The sequence below is a fragment of the Ornithinibacillus gellani genome (genome assembly GCF_003730295.1).
In the GTDB taxonomy this organism is placed as follows: domain Bacteria; phylum Bacillota; class Bacilli; order Bacillales; family Amphibacillaceae; genus Ornithinibacillus_A; species Ornithinibacillus_A gellani.
This window is the reverse complement of record NZ_QTSZ01000015.1, coordinates 1-22862: the sequence shown is the minus strand read 5'-3', so window position 1 is coordinate 22862 and position 22862 is coordinate 1. Positions and strand designations below refer to the sequence as shown.

Here is a 22862-nt window from a genome sequence, read left to right as displayed (position 1 = left end):
TTGCATATGTTGATTGACTTATCTCATAAGCTTAATAGTAGAGTAGACCGTCCTGACGCGTTTAATTTAGTCGTATTTTAGGGTATGGTATACTAAAGTCGCAAAGGTGAAAGAGGTGTGTCAAATGAAAAAAACAATTTTCGGAATCGTGGCAATTGTAATCATAGGAATTGTATTGGCATTCGTAATCATGAACAATCAAAAGTCAGATGATGACAATAATAAAGATCAAACAGATGACGGAGGCGGCGAGTTGAAGGATAAGGATGATATGAAGGACCCATTTGATCCCGGTGATGGAGATGATGTAGATACAGAAGGCGTTGAATTTACACTTGTGCCTGCAGATATGCAAAGTGCAGAGAAAACATTTAACTATACCGTGAAAAATAATAGTGAAGATAGTGTCGTCTTTCAATTTGGCTCCAGTCAGAAATATGAATTTATCATAACCAATGAAGCCGGTGAAGAAGTACATCGTTATTCTAAAGGCCGCGCATTTATGCAAGTCATTCAGGAAATGGAATTAAAACCCGGAGATGAAGAAACTTTTGAATTAGAGTTGCCCGAATTGGAAAAAGGAACATATACTATAACCGTGTTCTTAGCAGCAAAAGGTTTTAGTGAAAAAACAATTTCTAAAGAATTTACAATAGAATAATAAGAGATAGTAATGAAAACCTGTCTGGGACCTCCAGGACAGGTTTTTTCATGGGTGTAAAATAAAATAGTTCCATATATTCAGATGATTCGACAAATAATAGGCAAAAATACTCATACGTGAATAGGACTTTAGCCCTTAGAATTTTCAGTCTATTTCATATATTATTAATAGTGAGTGATATTTTCTATGTCACGACAATTTTTTGGAGGTGAGGGAGGACTTTTGCAATAGATGTAAGTCTATTAAATCCTATTTTAATAGGGGGTTACTTATCTCAATCGATAACAATCCGCTAGCAGGACAAGGCGTACCATCTTTGGAAAACTGCAATCATTGTATATTAGAACGCCTGTAATAGACAAGCATCATGCACCCAAGTCTTACAGACACACAAACAAAGCTATTAAAAAAGGGAGGAAAGTTGATTGAAAAAAATGAAAAAAGGTATCGTACTCTTTTTGGCATTTTTACTTGTGTTTTCACAAGGCTTTATGGTATCCGCAGCTCCGCTTAAGGTTCAAGATGTAGAAAAGCCTAAGGTTGAACTGAAGGAAGAATTGAAAAATGCTAAAGAAGAAAAAGGATATAAAGACACAGATAAGGTTCGAGTCGTTGTAGAAGTAAAAGGTGAACCTGCGATTACATACGCAACAAAGCAGGGGAAAAAATTCAGTGATTTGGATCAAAGTAAGCAAGCAGAATTACATGACAAAGCTTTAAAAGCGCAGAAAAATGTTCAACAGCAGCTTTCAAAGCAAGCCATTAAAATGGAATATAAGCAAAGCTTTACAACCGTTTTTAACGGCTTCAGTGGTCTCGTTGAATTCGGTAAAATTGAAAGCATTGCCAAACTATCTGGTGTTGCGAACGTAACGATTGCAAATGAATACGAACGCCCGTCTGAAAAGCCGGATATGAAATATAGTAAAGAACTAGTAGAAGCACAAGAAGCTTGGGAGTTCGGCTATGATGGAGAAGGAATGGTAGTAGGAGTAATTGACTCTGGTGCCGATCCGGATCATAAGGACTTTGTATTAACAGATGCAGACAAAGCAGCATTGACGAAGAAAGATGTCGAATCAGATGTTGCGAAGCATGGTCTGTCAGGAAAGTATTTCAATGAAAAAGTGCCTTATGGTTATAACTACATGGATGAAAACCAAGAAGTGCGTGACCTTGGACCAGGTGCATCTGAACATGGTATGCACGTATCCGGAACAGTAGTTGCTAATGGCGACGAAGATAACGGTGGCTTAAAAGGGGTAGCACCAGAAGCACAGTTGCTTGCCTTAAAAGTATTCGGTAATGATCCGGAAATGGGCTCCACTTATGGTGATATTTATATCAAAGCAATTGATGATGCAATTATCCTTGGTGCAGATGTACTGAATATGAGCCTTGGATCACCAGCATCTTTCTCTAATGATGGGAATCCAGAATCAGAAGCAATTACACGTGCAACTGAAAACGGTGTGATTGTATCTGTTTCAGCTGGTAACTCTGCACATTTAGGGAATGGATTCTTTAACCCGTATACTTCCAACCCAGATATTGGGGTGGTAGGAGCACCGGGACTATCTACAGATTCTTTACAAGTGGCATCCTTTGAAAATAGTTTCATTGATTTGGATGCAGTGACGTATAGCTATGGTGATGTAGAAGGAAAAGCAGCATTTATGTCTGCGAGCAGTGTTCATCCAAATGATGTTGAACAAAAAACATTTGAAATTGAATATGCTGCATTAGGTGGACCAGAGGATTTTGAAGGGAAAGATTTTACTGGTAAATATGCACTTGTTCAACGTGGTGAGCATGCATTTACAGACAAAGCGTTAAATGCGCAAGCTGCAGGTGCTGTTGGAGTTATTATTTATAACAACACAGACGGGCTTATTAACATGGCGACAGAGGATACAATTGTTATCCCACAGTTGTTTATGCTGAAAAACGATGGTGATTTACTTGCAGAACAGTTGCAAGATGGTGTGAACGTTACGATTTCCTTCCTAGGGGATGAAACGAAAACGGCAAATCCAACATCTGGTCAAATGTCTGGCTTCACCTCTTGGGGTATTATGCCAAACTTAGATTTTAAACCAGAAATTACCGCACCAGGTGGAAATATCCTATCCACGTTACAAAATGATAAATACGGTGTCATGAGTGGAACGTCCATGGCAGCACCACATGTTGCTGGTGGATCTGCATTGGTATTGGATCGTGTGGATGATTTGTATGATTTAGAAGGTAGAGATCGTACGATTACTGCTAAAAATATTATGATGAATACTGCAAAAGCAGCAGTAGATCAAAGCTCTAGTGGAAATTTAGACCAAGATATTCCTTATTCACCTAGAAGACAGGGTGCTGGCTTAATGCAGCTGCATGCCGCATTAACTACACCAGTCATTGTTACAGAAAAAGACAGTGGACTAGGTAAAGTTGCTTTGAAGGAAGTTGACGACAAATTCAGCTTTACATTAGTTGCAGAAAACAAAACAGACAAAGCTGTATCCTATGATGTGGCTGCCAATGTGCAAACAGATTTTGCATTGCGGGGAATCATAGGTGATGCATATCTAACTGGTGAATTGGATAATCTAAATGCCCAGACATTAGTAGATGCAAAGGTTTCTGTAAATAACGGTACAGAAACATTATCTGTTCCAGCTAATGGTAGTGTCTCCTTTACAGTAGAAGTAGATCTATCTGATGCGAAGGTGTATAACGAAGAGGGAAATGGCTTGGTTGCACCGGAAGAAATCTTTGAGAATGGTTATTTTGTAGAAGGTTTTGTTACATTAACAAGTTCAGATGACACAAACCCTGAACTATCCGTTCCATATGTAGGCTTTAAGGGTGATTGGAATACACCTCCTGTATTGGATGAGCTAGTATATGACGGTGCCGATTCTTTCTATGAGCAAGGTGCAGCAGTATTTTCCCATGATGGTGGTTATTACTATCTAGGGAATGATCCTTTAACTGGTGAGAAGAAGTCCTCACTCATTGCTATTTCTCCAAATACAGCGAGTGATCAAGGACATATTATTCCAGTATTATCGTATTTGAGAAATGCCAAAACAGTGGAGTACAATGTTTTGGATGCCGATAATAAGAAATTAAGAACATTTTTAACAGAGCAAGAGGTACGGAAGAATTATTATGATGGTGGATCAGGCGGTGCTCAAATGTATCGACTTAATCCAGCTGTCAAATGGGATGGAACAGTAGAAGGTAAAGTAGTAAAAGATGGACAGTATTACGTAGAAGTGAAGACAACCATTGATTTTGATAATAAGGAAGCTCAATCTGTGAAGATTCCTGTCATCGTTGATACGGTTGCTCCAAAACTAGATCCGTTTATGTTAGGAACAGATTTATTCTTCAAGGCTTCTGATGATGGATCTGGCCTGGCGTATTTTGAAGTGTTAATTGATGGAAAATCTGAAGGTGTTGTACCTGGTACTGCCAAGTCCGTTAAATTGGATGGTGTAGATAAGAATGCTTCTATTACAGTTATTGCAACGGACTATGCAGGTAACAGTAACCGTAAAGTAATTAGTGCAAAAGAAGATAAAGATGGACCAGTCATTGCTGTAAAAAGTCCAGATGCATTTTCTATTCACAATACAAAGGACATTCAAGTTTCCGGTACAGTAACAGATGGTTCTGAGATTGTCAGCTTCCAAATCGAAGGCAAAGACGTTCCATTGAAGTGGGATTCAGAAGCAGGCAAGTACAGCTTTGATTCCAAAGTATCCTTCAAGAAGGATGGCGCACATCCTATTCAAGTTGAAGCGAAGGATGCGGCTGGAAATACAACAACATTGGCGAATAGCCGTACGATTTTCATTGACACAACAGCACCAGAGTTAGATGTCGAAGCACCAACATATGTAGAATTCGGTACGAAGCAAGCAGAAATTACAGCACATGTTTCTGATAATGCGGAGGAATTGCGTCTACTTGTGAATGGTGATGAAGTGTTTGCCAATGAAATGCCTGGCTATGATATGAAACCATATCAGAAGACAGTAAAAACAAAGGTTGACCTAAAGCCTGGTAATAATGTATTTGAACTAGAGCTTTATGACTTAGCAGACAATAAAACAACCAAAACAGTAAATATCTATCGCGCAACCTTAGGTGAAGATCGTGTTGATCGTATCGAAGGCAGCAGTCGATATAAGACCGCAGTCGAAGTAAGTAAGAAGGGCTGGGAAAAATCCGAAGTAGTCGTTCTTGCTCGCGGAGATGAGTATGCAGATGCGTTGACAGGTGTGCCATTAGCGAAGAAGCATGATGCACCACTATTGTTGACACAATCTGATAAGTTTACTCAAGTTACGAAAGATGAAATCACTCGCCTTGGCGCAAAAACAGTTTATCTGCTTGGCGGAGAAGTTGCTATCAATAAAGATGTTGAAAAAGAGCTGGCGAAGCTCGGAGTAAATGTCAAACGTATTGCAGGTGACAACCGTGCAGAAACAGCTGTTAAGATTGCCAATGAGGTTACGAAAAATGGTAAAGCCAAAGAAGTTGTCCTTGTAAACGGCTATAACTTCCCAGATGCATTATCTGTCGCATCTTATGCAGCAGACCAGGGCTTGCCAATTCTTGTTACACAAGATAAGAAGCTATCCGCTGCAACCAAGCAAGCAATTAAAGACCTTGGTGCTTCGAAGACATTGGTTATTGGTGGAGAAGTTGCCATTGACAAATCAATCGATAAGCAAGTTCCAAATGCATATCGCATAGCAGGAAGTGACCGTTTTGCAACCGCAGTTGAAATTGCAAAGCATTTCGGAGTAGATTCAAATCACTTCTATGTAGCTACAGGCATGGAATTTGCTGATGCACTATCCAGTGCCGCTCTTGCAGCAAAAGAGGATACTGGCATCCTACTCGTATGGGATAAGCTGCCAGCCTCTGTAAGTAAGTTCGTTACAGACAGCAATGTGGATACATTGACTGTAATTGGAGGACCATTAGCAGTTAGTGAGAAAATCCAGAAAGCTCTAAATGACTTACTAAAGTAAGAAGATGAACAAAAGAAAAGGGTTGTCACGTAGTTGAGACAACCCTTTTTCTTCTTTTTTCCAATTACTTTACTTTTTTTGATATAATACAACCATGTTTCAATAGAAATAATTCATACCAGCTACATAAAGATTAGTAGAATGCCGATGATAGATGGGGTATGGAAGATTACTATTATTTACAGGAGGTCATCATGAGAAATCGTTTCACAACAATGTTCATTGCAACTGCCATGGCATCCACTTTAATTTGGACCGCTCCAGCGTCCACTATGGCAGGTCCGGAAAAGGACAAGGAAGACTATAATGAATTTGGGATAAAATATGGAACAGAGGTATATGGAATTGATATAAGTAAGTTCAATGAAGAACAGCTACAATATGTTCCTGAGGGATGGCGTGATGGAAAAATAGAAAGTGAACATCCACATGCTGATCCAGAAGAGAAAGTTCAGTTGAATAGCAGTTATCCGGATGTAAATAACTATATTAAGCAAAATAAACTACCAATCGCAAAACAAGAAGATCGACATCTGAGCTTTTTACCTAAGTTTACATATCGTAATGGCTTAGGTGGAGTAGAGGGTGTCGTTGCGCATGAGACAGCAAACCCCAATTCAACCATTGAGCAAGAAATATCTTGGATGTCACGAAACTATAAAAATGCGTTTGTTCATGCATTTGTTGATCACAATCATATTATCGAAGTCCATCCAACTGATTATGCAGCATGGGGTGCAGGTCCGGTAGCCAACCAACGATTTGTCCATGTGGAGTTAGTCGAGGTTAAAACGTTTGATCAATTTGCTCGCTCGATTCAAAATTACACCAGTTATATTGCTAGTGTACTTGTTAAATATGATCTAGGTGTAACAAGTGCTGAAGACAGTGGGAAAGGAAGCCTGTGGTCACATCGGGCTGTTTCCAAATGGCTTGGTGGAACGACACACGTAGACCCACATGGTTATTTTGCTAAATATGGTTATAAGTATTCAGATTTCGTTAAATTAGTCAAAGAGAAATACCAGGCGTTAAGTCTAGAACGCTTGGCTGGAGATAGTCGATATTCAACGGCTGTCGAAGTGAGTAAAGCTGGTTGGAATAAAGCAACCAATATCGTGTTAGCACGTGGTGATGATTATGCAGATGCACTGGCAGGTGTAAGCTTTGCACAAAAATATAAGGCACCACTACTGCTAACACAATCTCATAAATTAACAGCTGTAACTGAAAAAGAAATTAAACGGCTTGGTGCCAAAAACGTTTATATTTTAGGTGGCAATCAAGCGGTGAACAGTGATGTTGAAAAGAAGCTACATGATATGGGCTTATATACACGAAGACTTGCAGGCAGAACAAGAGAGGAAACAGCTGTCGAAATTGCCAAAGATGTTTGGAAGGGAAAGGACACGAAGGAAGCCGCGATTGTGAATGGCTACATGTACCCGGATGCCCTGTCCATTGCACCATACGCGGCACAGAAGGGGATGCCAGTCCTTCTTGTACAACCGAATAAATACTCTAAAGCAACGAAAGAAGCGGTTATAGCCAATGGCGTTCGAAAAACAACGGTGGTTGGGGGACCATTGGCCGTTTCAGACAAAGTGTACAAGCAACTGCCAAATCCAACACGGATTGAAGGAAAAGACCGATTTGCGACTGCAGTCAAGGTCACAGAGGCTTTCCATGACAAGAGTAAGGAATACTTTGTAACGACAGGCTTGGAATTTCCTGATGCATTAACAAGTGCAGCACTTGCATCAAAAGAAAAAACGGGTGTCCTACTTGTTGGAAGCAAGGTACCAAAAGCAGTTGAATCCTATTTCAAACAAAAATCTCCGAATGGGTTAACTATTGTAGGTGGGCTTAAATCGGTTAGTGGAGAGATCGAATTAGACTTAAGCAAGCTTATTAAATAATACGACATGAAAAAAGTGCAATTTGTCCAAGCCGACAGATTGCACTTTTTTATGATTAATTTTTTAATGCCGTCATGAAGTCCTCAAATAGCATTGGAGCCAATGTTTCTGCGTAGGTCGCCGTAATATGACTATGATCCCGGTAAATCAACATATTACCAACGACTGGTTTACATTCTGTTTCACCACAAAAGTAGTCTGTTAAATCTAAATAGGTAACGTTTTTTGGTGGTTGCTCCAACTCCTCCCATGGATTTTCAACTGGTATGACTTCCTCGCGTGGCACACTGCATTTACTCGCATTTGGTCCGTATTCATCTACACATGCCGCAATATCGAATGAAAACCACGGTGTATCTCGAATTGCGAATACATCTATGCCCGCATCGTCTAGTATTTGCCATTGGGCGACATAATCTTCTGGAACATATTTATTATTTGGAAGTGTAGCCGTTGTAAAGACTAAATCAAGTTTTTGCTTGACTAGAATATCCAATAGATTTTGATTCCATTCCTGACAATCTTCCTCGGCATCTTCACTTGTTGAAAATCTGCAGCCACTTTTCGTGTATGACAGGATATGAATATTTTCCTTCGCTGCAATGGCCTCTAGTGCTGGTAGCCAATGGGCTGAATGAGAACCACCGACGAGCGCAATCGTGTAGGCAGGCTGATCTGTCACGCCATATTCACATTCAATCACATCCGCATCTCCTGCACGTTGATGGCAGCCATCGTCATATATCTTTGGTAAGTCACTCCTGGATTGAAGCGGTGATGGCATAATTGGTACCTCGCCTGTATAAGCTTCTTCCCCCTGTCCCATGGCAAAAGCCATTGCGCCCGGATAAGTGTCCTGAGGCAGGGAAACAGCAAGCTCGGCATTCGATTTCTCAACCATTCCATTCCAGATGCCAGCAGTAAGTAATACAGGAATAAGCAAGGTTGCTATGGTGCCCCATGATTTCCAGTTAGCAGGAGAAAAATCTCTGCCACGAATGGGCTTTTCTATTAATCTCGTAGATACAAAGGCTAGCAATATCGATAGCAATATTAATAGAATACCATCCAAAATAGGTACGTTTTCCTTGCCAGTAAAAATGAGATAAAAGATTAATACTGGCCAGTGCCATAAATAAAGCCCATAGGAAATGGAACCCAGCTTTACCAATGGTTTTGCACCTAAAAAGGAATGTACACCAAATTTTCCACCATGATTCCCAGCGACGATGATGCAGATGGCACTTAAAATTGGCCACATGGCTGCATATCCCGGAAAAACAGATGAGACCTGAAAAATAATGCCACAGGATACAATAGCGAAAAGACCAATCCAACCTAATAGAAAGGAAGGAGCCTTACCCAATTTGACCTGAGATAAGAGCAAGGCAGCAATACCGCCTACACCAAATTCCCATACCCTTGCAAACGTATCAAAATATGCCCATGGTTGATTAACAGCTGTAATATAGATGGAATAACCGAAGGAGAGCACGGATGCACCAATGATGACGTATAAAAATGTTTGGCGAACAGACCGTTTAAATATGTATTTAGCTAATAGAATAGCGAGTGCCAATAACAGTGGCCAAAGGAGATAAAATTGTCCCTGTACAGACATGGCCCAATAATGCTGATATGGACTCGCTTCATTATGCTGGGCCAAATAATCGATAGCATTTGTTGCGAGCTGCCAATTTTCAAAATAAAGCGCAGAAGCGAATGCCTCTTTGACGGAATGTTCCCATTGAATATGCGGCAGCCATAGCATATTGGCTACGGTTATGACGAATAAAACTAGGAATCCGATGGGGAATAATCGCTTCGCCAGTCTTAAAATAAAGCCGAAGAAATCCACAGCATGGTTTCGCTCAAACCGTGATAGTAAAGACGTGGTGATTAAAAATCCAGAGACAACGAAAAAAACATCTACTCCTCCGGAAACAGTTCCCATCCAAATATGGTAGATCGCTACGAGTAAAGCAGCTACAGCCCGTAAGCCTTCAATTTCTGTTCGGAATCTTTTTTTCGGTAGTTTGTTTGTCATATGTATCATCCTCTAAAAAATTGCGCATCATATAAACTCTATCATATCGGAAATGTCCCAGCTTGTGAATACCATCAGCTTCGCCTATTTCCCATACATAAAATAAACGGGTTCTCTATCCAGAAAGGACAGAAAACCCGTTTTTCCGTTAAATTATGGTGCTGCTTGGTCTGGTGAATAGCCATCAATTTCCAAGTGCTGCTTTAGGATTGTTTTTGCTTCCTCTAAAGATGCTTCATCTGCTACTTGATAGCTAATACCATTGATTCGTTCTGGCATGGTTTGAAAGGTAATCTGGTCGATCTGACTCGTTTTAAAATCAGAATAGGTTTTATAGAAAGCCAAGCCTTCCCGAATACGCATATTCGTTTCGACATTGTCACCGATAACTTCTACAATATCATCAATTTTCGTGATGGAGCTCGGTGATACAGCTTTTTCGATAATCGCTTTGATAACAGTTTGCTGTCTTTCGTTTCGACCGATATCTCCACGTGGATCAGACATCCGCATTCTGGCAAAAGCTAAAGCATGGCGACCATCTAAATCCATTTGACCTTCCGTAAACTGCAGTTTTTCTGCTTTGCGATCATCACTATTTTGTTCAAATGAAAAGGGTACATCTACCGTAATACCACCTAGAATATCAACAATATTTTTAAATGCATCGAAATTAACCGTTGCATAATAATCAATCGGAATATCAAGTAATTGCTCAACCGTTTCAATCGTCATCTTTTTTCCGCCAAAAGCATAGGCATGGTTGATTTTACTTTTTTGATCACGACCAACGATATCCACGAGTGTATCACGTGGGATACTAAGCAACTTCAATCGTTCGTCATTGGGACTAAATGTTGCGAGCATTAGTGTATCTGTTCTGCCGTGATCGCCATCGCTGGAATAATCCTCAACACCCATAATGAGAATGGAGACGGGGTCCTTACGAATCGAAACAGCTTCGTCGCGAAGGGCAGACTTTTCTCTGCCAAGGTCATCATACGAATTGCTTGCAGCCATATATGTTGTAACAGCCATATAAATCCCGTAACTGACAATTGCAATAATCGCAATCAGGATGAGAAGGACTGTTTTTCTAATTTTTTTCTTTTTAACTGTACGTACTACACGTTGTGCCATGTTGTTTTCCCCTTTGGAATGGAGTCTTTCCTATTATAATGATATCCGACAAGATTTTCAATGACATTTAAGACGTGCAAAAAAATGAAATCAGACTGCAATAATAAAAGGGAAAATGAAATATTTTACACAGAAATACGATATATGTATATTGTAGCATATGTTTTCTGTTTTGCTCGTTTTGAATCAAGGGTTGGCCGTGTGCATTCCTGTATATGACCACAGCCAGCCCATTGCAATCCTATGATACGCTAGCGGAATCCCCTTGCATGTTAAATTGGCTCTCATACATTTGTTTATAAAAACCATTCTGCTGGAGCAATGCTTGATGTGTACCTGATTCTATAATCTCCCCATGATGAATGACCAATATTCGATCTGCATTTTCAATCGTTTTTAAACGGTGGGCGATAACGAAACTGGTTCGTCCTTCCGTTAATCGGTTGATACCTTCTTGAATTTCCATTTCTGTATTCGTATCAATACTAGACGTTGCTTCATCCAAAATTAATATATCTGAATCTGCTAAAATGGCTCGTGCAATAGCTAATAATTGCCGTTGTCCTTGACTTAAATTGGAGCCGCCTGACGTGATTTCTGTATGATAGCCTGCTGGTAAATGTTTGATGAAATGATGGGCAGACGCCATTTTTGCAGCGGAGATTACTGCTTCATCGGTTGCTTCCAATTGTCCGTAGCGGATATTCTCCATAATCGTTCCGGAAAAGAGGAAGGTATCCTGTAAAACAACGCCAATTTTTTTGCGCAGCTGACTTAATTGATAATCGCGGATATCATGTCCATCAATTTTCAATTGACCTTCATTAACATCATAAAAGCGCATGAGCAAGTTAATCATCGTTGTTTTCCCTGACCCGGTAGGACCAACCAATGCAATCTTTTCTCCTGCTTGTACGTGAAAATGTATGTCCTTTAAGGTGGATTGCCCAGCCTCATAGGAAAAGTTAACATGCGAGAACTCCACTTCACCCTGGAATGAATCTACCTGAATAGGATTCGACTTATCTGCTAAATCAGGTGTTTCATCCATAATTTCAAAAACCCGCTCCGCACCAGCGATGGCAGATTGAAAGGTATTTAATAAATTGGATAGCTGATTGATGGGACGGAAGAATTGTCTGGAGTACGTTACGAAAGCAGCAATAATCCCAACCGTTGCTAAATCATTGACCGTAAGTACTGCACCAATTGCAATCACAAAGCCTAACCCCATATTATTAATAAAGTTGTTCACTGGCCCAAGAAAGCCTGACACGGTATCTGCTGACATGGCAGAATGACGCAAGCGCTCATTAATTGAAGAAAATTGCTCGTCAATTTGTTCTTCCTTGCCAAATAACGTAATGACTTCATTTCCTGAAATAGATTCCTCAATAAATCCGTTTAATTCACCTAGATCTCTTTGCCGTTGAATGAAAAAACTGCTGCTATATTTGATTAACTTCTTGGTTGTATACATCATGATTGGGATGACAAGCAGGGTTACAATCGCTAGCACCCAGTTTAAAGAAAACATGGCAATACCAACACCAAATACCATTAAAACAGAGGAGAAGATTTGTACGACACTTTGCCCAAGTGCTTGATTTAAATTATCGATATCATTGGTTACGCGACTCATCAAATCCCCTGTTGTTCGCTTATCAAAAAATCGGAGGGACAAGGTTTGAAATTTATTAAATAATTCTTGCCGTAATTTCCGAATGGTCTGGAGGGAAACCTGAATCATCGTAAAGTTTTGCAACCACGTAAACACAGTAGTTGCAATATATACGGCTGCAAGCAAGCCAGCATACCGAATCGTACCTGGAATATCAATTGGAATAATATAATCATCGACGATCACACCAATCATATAAGGGGCAAGAAGTCCGAGTGCGGTTGTAATGACTACAAAAACAATTGTTGCAATCAAAGCTATTTTTTGTTTTTCCATATAACGCCAGATTCGTTTGATTGTACCCATTGGATCCTTCGCCTTCACGACGGGACCAAATCTTCCCGGACCGCGCCCACGCCTCATGATGTTAGGAGCTGGTTGTGGAGTAGTTTTACCCATATGCTTCTACCTCCTTTCCAGCTTGTGAATGATAGATTTTCTGGTATGCCTTACTATGTCGCAATAATTCCTCATGTGTACCTTTCGCCTCAAGCTGACCATCCTCCATGACAAGTATTTGATCGGCATGAATAATGGATGAAATCTTGGAAGAAACAATAAATACGGTTGTATCGGTAAAATCTTTTTTTAAAGCCCGCTGTACTGCTAATTCGGACAGTGCATCAATCGCAGAAGTGGAGTCATCCAATATTAAGATACTTGGCTGCTTCACAAAGGCACGGGCAATGGAAAGCCGCTGTTTTTGTCCGCCAGATAGATTGGTGGCACCTTGCGTGAGCTGATGTTCATAGCGTTGTTCGAAGCGATCGATAAATTCACTGGCAGCCGCAGCTTGTGCAGCCACGTCCATCTCTTCAATCGTTGCCAAATCCTTCCCAAAGCGAAGATTATCTTGAATCGTTCCGGAAAATAGGGTTGCCTTCTGAGGGACAAATCCAATTGCAGAACGAATTTGCTCCATTGATAAAGCTTTCATGTTAACACCGTCTAGTAGTACTTCCCCGGAATCTGGATCATACAGGCGCGGGATCAGCTTTAATAACGTTGATTTCCCACTGCCTGTCGAGCCGATAATACCAATGACATCCCCGGCTTTAGCATGGAAAGTGATATCCTTTAGTACATGCTCCCCATTTTTACTGTAGCTGAAGTTAACCTGATTAAAGGTGACTTCCCCATGAATAGTGTGATGGGTACGAGGCTGAACTGGGTCTGTAATCGCGATATTTGTTTCCAATACGTGAACAATACGATTTGCAGAAGGAAAGGCACGAGCAATTTGCATTAATACATGGCTGCTGCTGATTAGGCCGTTCATCATAATGTTTAAATAATTGATAAATGCTAAAATGACCCCAACCTGCAGTGTACCTTCATTTATTTTAATGACCCCAAGCCATAATCCAGCGATTATTCCTAAATTGACGACGAACATCATGACGGGCATTAAGGTTAGAATGAGCTGCTCGGCAGTCATGTTGCGCTTCGTTAATAGATCATTTACCGTCTTAAAGCGCTTTTTTTCATAATCATGACGATTAAAGGCTTTGATGACGCGAATGCCAGCAAGCATTTCTTGTAGCTTCGTATTTACTTGGTCCATTGCTTGCTGCACTTTGCCAAATAACTTTCCAGATTTTACGGAGAAGAAATAGATGAATGCAGCTAAAATAGGAATCGAAATAAGTAAAATGGGAAACAGTTGTCGGGCTGTTAGCCAAACAATAACGATGGATCCAATAAATAAGAGTGGCCCACGGACGAATATGCGTAAGGTCATGATGACAGCTTGCTGTAGCGTGGTAATATCATTCGTTAAAATGGTAATTAATTTTCCTGTCCCAAAGGAATCCACATTTTGATTGGAAAATCTCTCTGTTTTTCGGAATACATCCCGTCGCACGTCTGTTGAAATATGTGCCGCTGCTTTTGCCGCATAGACAGAGCTTCCCATTCCCCCAATTAATCCGATGACTGCACTAAGTAACATAATGAGTCCTAGCTTGATTACATAGCCATTGTCATGGTTAGCAATCCCGACATCAATCATTTTTTGCATGAATGTTGGCTGTAATAGATCCATGATTACTTCCACACACATGAAAAGTGGACCTAACAGGATAAATAAAGTATATGGCTTCATATATTGAAATAATTTCTTGATTGCGTGCATGATTTGTCCCCTTAATGATTATTCTTCAGCCGATTGGTCATTTCTTCAATAAGTGCAATGAGTTCCTTTGACCGTGCGCGATTACCTCGCGTTTGTTTCATTGCTTTTCGAAGTGCTATCTCCCAATGGTCTAGTGCGTCTCGCAGCTGTGTCGCTTCCTTGGAGGTTCTCCAGGTCATTCTTTCCTGCCATTCTGTCCAAAAGTCTGCATTTGCGTGTTTGCTGGATTGTAGCTGTTTTTTTCCGTTCGTGTCGATGGTATATATTTTTTTATCGGTAGATGTGTCTAATGTAATGAGTTGTTGATCTAGTAATTCTTGTAATGCTGGATAAATGGTGCCAGCACTTGCGGAATAGGTATGATTGGAGCGTGCTTCTAATTCCTTCATGATTTGATAGCCATGCATTGGTTCTTCATTCAATAAATGCAAAATGGCAAAACGAATAAACCCTCTTCGTTTTCTCAACATAAAACCTCCTTCTTCACTATATCGATAATACTAAACGATATATCGGTTATTATCAACCGACATAAAAGGGGTGCATAAAAAAATGGTTTCAAGCAAATGCTTGAAACCATTGGTATTATTCTATTTCTATTAAATGATCGTTGCGATTAACCCAGCCTGTGTGATCTTCATCGATATACACTTGAATCCAATCATCTGAGGTAATCCATTGATTTTCCTCATCGGCTACAGCTGCAACAAACTGTGTTTTTTCTTCCGTTTGTAAGTGAACGACGACATCAGCGTTACGGTCTGGCTCTGCATATATGAGCAATTGTTCTGTTTCGAATTCTAATAGATTGGTAACCTGGATGTCTTTACGATCAACATATCCTGTTTTATCCTCAAAGGATACGAGATACCGTAATGTTTCCGGTTCATCCTCCGTGTTTCGAATTTCGCCGATAATATCGAGCACTGCTTCACTTGGAATTTCTGTCAGTCTTTTTGCAGTATCGATATCCGCTGAATCAACCATCGTGATCGCTTCTTCACCGTGAACGATTCCAGAAACATAATCTGGATACATGATCTCTTCTGTTGTATCCGGGGAAGACACATCCTCTTCATCTACGTCGACGTCTTCATCTGGTGTATCAGAATTTGCTTCTTCCTCCGCATCCTGATCGCCCTCTTTGTCTGTCTCGCCGTCTACGTTCTGATCATTCTCCGTGTCTGCTTCCTCATCTGCATTTTGCTCGTCATCGGTATCTACTTCATCATTCACATCTTGTTCATCGTCCACGTCTGCTTCTTCATCCGTGTCCAATTCATCATCTGCTTCTTGCTCGGTATCCGCCTCAGCGTCTTCTTCGTCTGCTTGATCCTCATCCGTATCAGCTTCTGTCTCTTGATCTACATCAGAATCTACTTCATCTTGATCTGCATCTTCCTCTGTTTCTTGATCTGTTTCAGTTGCTGAATCGTCTTCGGTCACATCTGATGGTGTATTGTTTTCTTCTTTTGCATCGTTTTGCATATCATCGTCCACATGGTTTGTATCCTTGCTCTCTTCCAGCATCTCATCCTGTTGTTCGTCTTCCATATCTTGCAGGAGACCAGGAATGAAGATAGCAGGAGCAACACCTTGCCAATCCTTGCTGCCTTTAGGAGCGTTATTTTGGTTCACATACTGTGGAACATCAAAAACAAGTGTATAATTACCGCTTAAGGATTGGTACATATTGTAAATGGTCTTGGTCTGTTTTACAGCCCAGCCAACATCAGTTGCATATTGATGGTAACCAGTGCTTGCGTTGCGCAAATGGTCTGGGTTCCAGCGCATTTTATAAATCGTATCCTGACCACGATCCAAATAGCCAGTAGATACAAATGCTGCACCTTCACGAATGGCTGTATCTACGGAGAACCAGCCATTATCATAGGCACGCTGTGCACCACAATCGCGTGCGCATTTATCAAAGGCACCGATACCATATACGTTATACACCTTTTGTGGTGCAATATTCATGGTGATTGGCTTGCCATTTTTATCCTTCACAATATTTCCTCTTGCATCACGCTTGGTCCAGGAACTAATTCCTTTTGCCAATGCAGATGTACCATTACCAGTTTCTAAAAGGGAATGAGCAATCAGATAAACTTCATTGACATTATGCTTTTTAGCCCCGTCTATGAAAACAGATGCTTTATTGGTTAGCACACCTTTATTGGATAGGAATTTCTGATTCGTTTCTTTTGCATCCAAACCAGCTAAATGCGAGAGTACGAGAAATTGAAAATATTCCCGGCTTCCTTTTTTAAAGTTGGTTGGATTCGTATAATATTCAACCTGATTCCGTGAAGCATGCTGCCAGCCTTTGCCACCTGTCAAATCAGTTTGTGGTGATACCTTCATCTGTGAATCTACCATATGCTTTAAATCATAGGAATATTTATTAGTATGAACGACATCACCAGTTGTCACATCATTCACATGAATATATCCCTTTGTAGCAACACCTTTAATATAAACCGTTGCCTCAAACCAAGTTGGTGACAAGGTTTTGAAAATGAGATTGCTATGCTGGGCATAGCTCTTCAGCACTTTCGCTTGTCGAGAAGCATTCGCATATACATTGGTTGGCTTCTTTAAAGCCCGTCCATTTAGGCGTTTCTGGGTTTCATAAATTCCTTCTACATGACTTGCATGAATATACCCAGTCGTTGCCTTTCCACTAACGTAAACCTTAGCTTGATACCAATCACTAGCAAAGGTTTGATAGATAAGGACAGTTCCAGCAGCATAGGATTTTAATTTCTTGGAGCTGGTGGATGCTGCAGCATAAACGGTTGTTGGATTCTGCAGTCCGATTCCTTCTAATCGAGTCTGATCACTTACGGCATTATCAACATCTGTTGAACGAATATAGCCCGTATGCTTTTTCCCTTTTACATATACTGTTGCTTCATACCAGTTGGATGTAAAAGTCCGATATTTTAATATCGATCCCTTCGCATAGGTTTTCAGTGACTTACCTGTTGTAGAAGCATTCGAATAGACAGCTGTTGGATTTTTCAATGCAACCCCTGTATGCGTATCCGGCTTTTCCACAGCATTTTCCACATGGGTTCTGTAAATGTACCCCGTCTTTTTCTTACCCTTGACATAAACGGTTGCCTCATACCAGTTGGCAGTAAATGTTCGATATTTCAAAATCGAACCAGCAGGGTAGGATTTCCAGCTTGAAGCGCTGGTTGAAGCACTCGAAAAGACCTTTGTGGCTGACTGGAGTGCGACCCCTTTTTTCGTTACTGGACTAGCTGTACTGGTTTCTACATCATGCTTGTAAATGAAACCATCCTGCCATTTTCCATTGACATAGACAACTGCCTGATGCCAATCTCCTGAGCCTTGGCGATATTTTAATATCGTCCCTTTTTCGTATGTACGGATTACTGACGCACCTCTAGATTTTTTACTATATATATTGGTTGGATTTTTTAGGGCGATGCCATATTGAGCATCAGCGGCAAGTACCGATGATTGAACAGGAGGGACAATCACGCTTAATAGAATGGCAGCTAGAAAGATAAGTGCAGCACTATTAAATTGTATGCTCTTTTTCAAATTGCTTGTTACTCCTCTCCATAATAATGAATATTTATACATAATCCTCCTTTCTTCATCTATGAATCTATTATCGCCTGTAACAGGTGAAAAGTTAAACTATTTTTTGGGAATTATGTTGGGAAATGTCTGGAAATTGTTTCGTATCATGCGTTTTGATTTTGATAAACATGATGGTAGAAGGAAAAGCTATCAGTGAAAAACTTCATGTACAAATTATGACAATTTTTTTTGTTTGGCTTGTGCTTCCATAGTTGTTTTTGCTAAGATGTTTCCTTATAAAAAGTGAAACCGTTTAGCAAAGCACGAACAGATAGAAAGATTATATGGAAGGAATCGTATCGAATTCGATGGAACTTCCTCCGTGTTGTTTTTTTAAGATAGACCTAGTATAATTTATGGGCATGTTAAGTATTGATGGTGACAGCCGATGTATGGCCAATACCATCCGAAAGGGTATTTATATGAAATCTGCATGGATTATATTAAAGGAACAAATTGAACATTTTTATCTCATTCGTAGACTATCGATTTATGAATTAAAAAGTAAAAATAAAAATAATTACCTTGGCATCCTGTGGGAATTCTTAAATCCAGCCATCCAAATTTTAATCTATTGGTTTGTATTTGGTACCTTGCGAGGAAGAGCACCGGTAGAGGTTGCTGGTGTGGAAATTCCATTCTTTAGTTGGTTGTTAGCAGCATTCTTTTTATGGACATTCTTTTTTCAGTCTACTATTCTTGGTTCGAAATCCATTTACACCAAGCTGAGAATGTTGTCGAAGATGAATTTTCCAATGAGTGTGATTCCGAGTTATATCATTTTCTCTCAGTTTTATATTCACCTATTCATGCTTGGATTTACAGTCATTGCTTTCCAGCTGATGGGGTATCCGATTAATATGTATTATTTGCAGCTCATTTACTTTATTTTTGCTGCATATTGTCTGATGTTTTCCTTGTCATTAATCACGTCGACACTGTCTACAATCATTCGTGATATTCATATGTTATTGAATTCCATTTTGCGTATGATGCTATATGTATCAGGGGTGCTCTGGCCATTAACCCTGCTGAGTGACCATCCGAAATTGGTCACTATCCTAAAGCTGAATCCAGTGCTCTACCTAGTTGAAGGATATCGATCCGCCTTTTTTGGAGTGGACTGGTACTTCATTACGCATTGGCAATATAGCCTATACTTTTGGGCATTGATTATCGTCCTGTTTGTGATTGGCTCGACACTGCATGTGAAATTCAGAAGACATTTTATTGATTTCCTATAATAAGGGATGTGCATGAAGTGGAAAAAGCAATAAAAGTAGAACATGTAAGTAAAAGATATCGCTTATATCATAATGCGAAGGAACGCCTGCTTGATTTAATCACACCGAAGGAATATGGTGAGGACTTCTATGCATTGCATGATGTGAGCTTAACAGTAGAAAAAGGGGATATTGTCGGATTCATTGGGACAAATGGTTCCGGAAAGTCGACACTATCCAACATTATCGCAGGCGTTGTGCCGCAAACAACTGGTGAAGTGAATGTGAAAGGTGATACGGCATTGATTGCGGTTGCTGCAGGGTTAAAAAATGATTTAACTGGCAGGGAGAATATTGAGCTTAAATGCTTAATGCTTGGCTTTTCCAAAAAGGAAATCATTGCGATGGAAGACGATATCATTTCCTTCTCGGAGCTGGGGAAATTTATTGACCAGCCGGTAAAATCATATTCCAGTGGTATGAAGTCCCGCCTGGGTTTTGCCATTTCCATTACGGTTAACCCGGATATCCTCATTATTGATGAGGCATTGTCTGTCGGTGACAAAGCTTTTGCTGAAAAATGCTTGGACAAAATGCGTGAATTTAAAGCACAAGGCAAAACGATGATTTTTGTCAGTCACTCCATTCGACAAATGAAGGATTTTTGCGATAAAATTCTTTGGCTTGAATTTGGTATGGTACGTGAATTCGGTACAGTAAAAGAAGTGATTCCAAATTACGAAGCATTTATTAAGGAATGGAAGAAGAAGACAAAAGAAGAAAAAGACGCCTATCGCGAACAAGTAACCGCAAAACAAAAAGAAATATTGTTAAAGAAATAGGCTTTGATTGGTGATTATGATTTTCCAAAAAGACACGACTCGTTTTTCCTAAAGGTGGAAAGCAGTGGTGTCTTTTGCTTATATGGATTAACTTCAGCTTCTTTTCGAGTTTTGTTGTCATCCGCAACTTGTCTTTTTGTTTTTGGGTTTTAGCTTCAAGTCAAACGAGAAACCGCAAGAAGAAATTGTGATAGGAATGGCCTATCTATATGCTATAATGAAATCGTTATCACAATTGATAAAGATATGGAAAAAGGGGATGTCACATTGGGTACAAAGGGGAAAATTAGTGTGATCATGCCTGTTCACCAAACAGAGAGATATGTGAAGCAGGCGGTACAATCCATCATGCATCAAACACATGAAATACTTGAACTTATTCTAATCGATGATCACTCCAGTGAAGCTTGCACAGAAATCATCCAATCGTTGAAAAGGGAGGATGAACGGATTACTGTCCATGATTTGGAAAAGGGTAAAACGGTTGGGGCAGCGCGAAACCTCGGGCTAAAGCATGCAACAGGGGATTATATTTATTTTATCGACAGTGATGATTACTTACCGGAAAGAACCTTGGCCATTTTAATCGAGCATGTGAAAGGCCAGCCAATGATTCATGGGCGAGTGAAGTCAACAGGATTTGGAAGCGGGATGGCCATCGTGCTGGATGGACTATTTAAGGTAAAGCAGCACACGGAAAAAAGGTATCACTTATTTAAAAATAGGTCCGTATTGAATACTTTGTTTCGGACGGAATATATTAGAACGCATGGATTATCCTTCCGGGAGGATGTACAGCATGAATCAGACCTCGCTTTCTTAGTACCGGCATTAGCTGAAACGATATCTGTGCCATATGTAAAAGAGGCCGTTTACTTTAAACGTAAGCGAAATGACCCCATTACAGAGCCATCCTTGTCCCAAGCAGATGAGGCAGAAAAAATAACGGATTTTCTTTCTGTATACCATGCCTTGAAGGATCAATTTCCAGATGAGGAAACACAGCATTATTTGGATACCCAACTGTTGAATTATTACCGTAAAGAGATGGTGATGTATTTTAAGGTGAATGACCATATTGACGGAGTGTATGAACCATTGCGAGTTGCATTGAAGCGCGTCCATCCTGATGAAGTACAAGGCTGGTTTTTTAAGCGGGAAATGAAAGCGATCCAGCGACACGTAACAGCCTATAAAAAGGTAAGCAAACAGCATCATTTATTACGTGATATGCGTAATGGCATGAAATCGAGACGGAAATTATATATTTTTCTTTATCAGCATGTATTCTCTAAACTCTCCATCAAAGAGAATGTTATTTTCCTGGAAAGTTTTTTAGGAAAGAATTATTCCTGCAGCCCAAAATATATGTATGCGTATATGCAGGAGCATTATCCAAATTATCGTTACGTCTGGAGCTTCACGGAAAAAAGAAATATTCCCGGCAACGCCAAGCAAGTGAAGCGATTTAGCCTGCGCTACTTCTATTATCTGGCACGGGCAAAATATTGGATTAGTAATTCAAGACTCCCAAAATATTTAACAAAGCGTGAGGGGAACATCTATGTCCAAAACTGGCATGGCACCCCATTGAAAACACTCGTTTTTGACATGGAAGATATTCATTCAGCAGACCCCAATTATAAGAAAAGCTTTTATGAACAATCTCGTCGCTGGGACTATTTAAGTTCACCGAATCAATATTCCAGTGATATCTTTCGACGGGCTTTCCAATTTGAAAAGGAAATGCTTGAATATGGCTATCCACGGAATGATATTTTATATCAACAAAATAACCCAACAGACATTCAAGCCTTTAAAACAAAAATGAATTTGCCATTGGATAAAAAAATCGTGCTATATGCACCGACCTGGCGTGATGATGAGTTCTTTTCGCGCGGGAAATACAAGTTTAATCTTCAGCTTGATTTAGAATTATTACAGGAGCGGCTTGGCAAAGAATATATTATTGTGTTGCGCATGCATTATTTTATCGCCAATCAATTGGATATATCCGGATTTGAGGGCTTTGTATACGATTTTTCCACCTATGATGACATCGCTGAGCTGTATTTGGTGTCCGATATATTAATGACGGATTATTCCTCTGTCTTTTTCGACTATGCCAATCTGAAACGACCCATATTATTTTTCACCTATGATTTGGATAAATATCGTGACACATTACGTGGGTTTTATATGTATCTGGAAAAAGAAGGCCCAGGTCCGCTGCTCATGACCTCTGAAGAAGTTGTGCAGGCAATTGAAAACATCGAGACCATGACAAGCAGCTATGCAGCAAATTACAGCGCATTTTACAACCGTTTCTGTCACTGGGATAACGGTCAGGCAACGAAACGGACAGTGGAACATGTATTTGGGGAGCCGAAATAAGCTGAACCACTAGTACTCACTAGTGGTTTTTTTGTGTGCGAGGCATGCACATATTCTATAAGGTTAAAGTCCTGAGCCGTGAAGGCAGTAGTAACGGTTAGCTCAAGACAAGGGTGTCCATCGTGAGATGGAATCTGAAGGAAGTCAGCGGCAAA

Annotated in this window: 12 protein-coding genes; 6 read left to right on the top strand and 6 right to left on the bottom strand. The window is 40.1% G+C overall.

Features of this window, described 5'->3' with window-relative positions:
- Nucleotides 1–124 precede the first annotated feature (124 nt).
- From DX933_RS03770 to DX933_RS03760, 3 genes are all read left to right on the top strand, one after another.
- The gene (locus DX933_RS03770) at nucleotides 125–661 is read left to right on the top strand and encodes a BsuPI-related putative proteinase inhibitor (RefSeq protein ID WP_123315150.1); all 537 of its coding nucleotides are present in this window, start codon (nucleotides 125–127) and stop codon (nucleotides 659–661) included.
- A 437-nt stretch (nucleotides 662–1098) separates the two neighbouring features.
- Nucleotides 1099–5706, top strand: a complete 4608-nt coding sequence (locus DX933_RS03765) for a cell wall-binding repeat-containing protein (RefSeq protein WP_123315171.1) — start codon at nucleotides 1099–1101, stop codon at nucleotides 5704–5706.
- Between the two features lie 194 nt (nucleotides 5707–5900).
- Nucleotides 5901–7625, top strand: a complete 1725-nt coding sequence (locus DX933_RS03760) for a cell wall-binding repeat-containing protein (protein ID WP_190279400.1) — start codon at nucleotides 5901–5903, stop codon at nucleotides 7623–7625.
- 55 nt (nucleotides 7626–7680) lie between these two features.
- On the opposite strand, the gene DX933_RS03755 is transcribed toward DX933_RS03760, so the two are convergent.
- The 6 genes from DX933_RS03755 to DX933_RS03730 all read right to left on the bottom strand — a co-directional run bounded on the left by DX933_RS03755 (nucleotide 7681) and on the right by DX933_RS03730 (nucleotide 18206).
- The gene (locus tag DX933_RS03755) at nucleotides 7681–9672 is read right to left on the bottom strand and encodes an acyltransferase family protein (protein ID WP_123315148.1); all 1992 of its coding nucleotides are present in this window, start codon (nucleotides 9670–9672) and stop codon (nucleotides 7681–7683) included.
- Between the two features lie 153 nt (nucleotides 9673–9825).
- Entirely contained in the window at nucleotides 9826–10812 is a 987-nt protein-coding gene (locus DX933_RS03750; RefSeq protein WP_123315147.1) for an LCP family protein, read from the bottom strand.
- Between the two features lie 241 nt (nucleotides 10813–11053).
- Nucleotides 11054–12892, bottom strand: coding sequence for an ABC transporter ATP-binding protein (locus DX933_RS03745; RefSeq protein ID WP_397315810.1), 1839 nt, complete (start codon nucleotides 12890–12892; stop codon nucleotides 11054–11056).
- Nucleotides 12885–14627, bottom strand: coding sequence for an ABC transporter ATP-binding protein (locus DX933_RS03740; RefSeq protein WP_123315146.1), 1743 nt, complete (start codon nucleotides 14625–14627; stop codon nucleotides 12885–12887). Before DX933_RS03740 ends, DX933_RS03745 begins: the two co-directional genes overlap by 8 nt.
- 11 nt (nucleotides 14628–14638) lie before the next feature.
- Nucleotides 14639–15094, bottom strand: coding sequence for a PadR family transcriptional regulator (locus DX933_RS03735; RefSeq protein ID WP_190279399.1), 456 nt, complete (start codon nucleotides 15092–15094; stop codon nucleotides 14639–14641).
- Nucleotides 15095–15212: 118 nt separating this feature from the next.
- Nucleotides 15213–18206, bottom strand: a complete 2994-nt coding sequence (locus DX933_RS03730; RefSeq protein WP_190279398.1) for an N-acetylglucosaminidase — start codon at nucleotides 18204–18206, stop codon at nucleotides 15213–15215.
- Nucleotides 18207–18670: 464 nt separating this feature from the next.
- On the opposite strand from DX933_RS03730, the gene DX933_RS03725 reads away from it, so the two are divergent.
- The 3 genes from DX933_RS03725 to DX933_RS03715 all read left to right on the top strand — a co-directional run bounded on the left by DX933_RS03725 (nucleotide 18671) and on the right by DX933_RS03715 (nucleotide 22707).
- Nucleotides 18671–19492, top strand: a complete 822-nt coding sequence (locus tag DX933_RS03725; protein ID WP_123315169.1) for an ABC transporter permease — start codon at nucleotides 18671–18673, stop codon at nucleotides 19490–19492.
- A 17-nt stretch (nucleotides 19493–19509) separates the two neighbouring features.
- A complete protein-coding gene (gene tagH / locus DX933_RS03720; RefSeq protein ID WP_123315143.1) occupies nucleotides 19510–20313 on the top strand; it encodes a teichoic acids export ABC transporter ATP-binding subunit TagH in 804 nt (267 codons plus the stop codon).
- Between the two features lie 267 nt (nucleotides 20314–20580).
- A complete protein-coding gene (locus tag DX933_RS03715; protein WP_223805863.1) occupies nucleotides 20581–22707 on the top strand; it encodes a bifunctional glycosyltransferase/CDP-glycerol:glycerophosphate glycerophosphotransferase in 2127 nt (708 codons plus the stop codon).
- The last annotated feature ends 155 nt before the right edge of the window (nucleotides 22708–22862 follow it).

Excerpts from the sequence above, each read along its gene's own strand:
- DX933_RS03765 (WP_123315171.1), top strand. The coding sequence starts at position 1,099 with ATGAAAAAAGGTATCGTACTCTTTTTGGCATTTTTACTTGTGTTTTCA.
- DX933_RS03725 (WP_123315169.1), top strand. The coding sequence starts at position 18,671 with ATGAAATCTGCATGGATTATATTAAAGGAACAAATTGAACATTTTTAT.
- DX933_RS03750 (WP_123315147.1), bottom strand. The coding sequence starts at position 10,812 with ATGGCACAACGTGTAGTACGTACAGTTAAAAAGAAAAAAATTAGAAAA.
- DX933_RS03760 (WP_190279400.1), top strand. The coding sequence starts at position 5,901 with ATGAGAAATCGTTTCACAACAATGTTCATTGCAACTGCCATGGCATCC.
- DX933_RS03745 (WP_397315810.1), bottom strand. The coding sequence starts at position 12,892 with ATGGGTAAAACTACTCCACAACCAGCTCCTAACATCATGAGGCGTGGG.
- DX933_RS03740 (WP_123315146.1), bottom strand. The coding sequence starts at position 14,627 with ATGCACGCAATCAAGAAATTATTTCAATATATGAAGCCATATACTTTA.
- DX933_RS03770 (WP_123315150.1), top strand. The coding sequence starts at position 125 with ATGAAAAAAACAATTTTCGGAATCGTGGCAATTGTAATCATAGGAATT.
- DX933_RS03755 (WP_123315148.1), bottom strand. The coding sequence starts at position 9,672 with ATGACAAACAAACTACCGAAAAAAAGATTCCGAACAGAAATTGAAGGC.